Annotated in this window: 1 protein-coding gene; it reads right to left on the bottom strand. The window is 46.9% G+C overall.

Features of this window, described 5'->3' with window-relative positions; all coding sequences use genetic code 11:
• Window positions 1-1,090: elongation factor Tu (tuf, locus tag ELS82_RS25185; protein WP_134837791.1), on the bottom strand; the 1,090-nt coding region annotated here is incomplete at both ends.

Raw genomic sequence — 1,090 nt, 5'->3', positions numbered from 1 at the left:
ATTAGCTCTACTTGCATTTGGATGTTGTCGCCAGGCATTACCATTTCTACGCCTTCTGGTAGAGAGATATCACCAGTTACGTCAGTTGTACGGAAGTAGAACTGTGGACGGTAGCCTTTGAAGAACGGAGTATGACGGCCGCCTTCGTCTTTAGAAAGTACGTATACTTCTGACTCGAACTTAGTGTGTGGGTTGATTGAACCAGGTGCAGCAAGTACTTGGCCACGTTCAACTTCATCACGCTTAGTACCACGTAGTAGTGCACCAACGTTCTCACCTGCACGACCTTCGTCAAGCAGCTTACGGAACATTTCAACACCAGTACATGTAGTAGTTGTTGTTTCTTTGATACCAACGATTTCTACTTCGTCACCTACAGTTAGGATACCGCGCTCGATACGRCCAGTTACTACTGTACCACGACCTTGGATTGAGAATACGTCTTCGATTGGTAGTAGGAATGGTTGGTCTACTGCACGCTCTGGCTCTGGGATGTAAGAGTCTAGTGCTTCAGCAAGCTCAACGATTTTCGCTTCCCACTGCTCTTCGCCGTTTAGTGCGCCTAGTGCAGAACCTTGGATAACTGGTAGGTCATCACCTGGGAAGTCGTACTCAGATAGAAGTTCACGAACTTCCATTTCTACTAGCTCTAGAAGCTCTTCATCATCAACCATGTCACATTTGTTCATGAATACGATGATGTAAGGAATACCAACCTGACGGCCTAGTAGGATGTGCTCACGAGTTTGTGGCATTGGACCATCTGTTGCAGCAACAACTAGGATACCACCGTCCATCTGTGCAGCACCTGTGATCATGTTCTTAACATAATCCGCGTGTCCTGGACAGTCTACGTGTGCGTAGTGACGTGATGGAGTGTCGTACTCTACGTGAGAAGTAGCGATTGTGATACCGCGCTCACGCTCTTCTGGAGCGTTATCGATAGATGCGAAGTCTTTCGCAACACCGCCGTACACTTTTGCAAGTGTAGTACAGATAGCAGCAGTTAGAGTTGTTTTACCGTGGTCAACGTGGCCGATAGTACCAACGTTAACGTGCGGTTTAGTACGTTCAAATTTTTCTTTAGACA

The organism is Vibrio ouci (assembly GCF_004551525.1).
GTDB lineage: Bacteria > Pseudomonadota > Gammaproteobacteria > Enterobacterales > Vibrionaceae > Vibrio > Vibrio ouci.
The sequence above is the reverse complement of the archived record's forward strand: the minus strand, read 5'-3'. Positions and strand labels throughout refer to the sequence as shown.